Source organism: Faecalibacterium sp. DFI.5.82 (genome assembly GCF_029076575.1).
In the GTDB taxonomy this organism is placed as follows: Bacteria; Bacillota; Clostridia; order Oscillospirales; family Ruminococcaceae; genus Faecalibacterium; species Faecalibacterium duncaniae.
The window spans coordinates 1-448 of record NZ_JARFIS010000073.1; the positions used below are offsets into that span (position 1 = coordinate 1).

The 448-nt window shown below is 46.2% G+C and carries 1 pseudogene; it reads right to left on the reverse strand.

Annotated elements, in window-relative coordinates:
- Nucleotides 1-193: 193 nt before the first annotated feature.
- A pseudogene (locus P0G09_RS15620) lies at nt 194-448 on the reverse strand (hypothetical protein); the annotation flags it as partial.

Genomic DNA, 448 nt, shown 5'->3' on the forward strand with positions numbered 1-448 from the left:
TTAACAGGCACAGGTTGATTTTGTACTCCTTTGTTGTCATTGCGCCTATTACCACGAGCAATATTCCTGTTACCAAGATGAGACAAGAAATGAAAGCGTGCTTTTGCGGGCTGTTGTTTTTCATATGGTCACGTTCCTTTGTCAAATTCCGAGTTGTCGAATTGAGCATATTACATAAGCGAACACTCCAACCCTACAGCTCGGTTTCCACTGCAAGCTGCTCCTGCTTCTCTTTTTCGTCAGCGATTTGGACATCAACATCTTCGCGCATCTTTTTCAGAAGTGCGAGGACACGCTTGATCTGGCCCTTGGTGTTCTCTACACGGCTCTGTGCCTGATTGATGTGATCCAGAACTGCCCAGTCTGCAAAGAGGCCGTCAAAGAAGAAATCCGCAAATTTCAAAAAGCTGTCCACCGTAACCTGAAGGTCTGCGGTGATCTCAACATC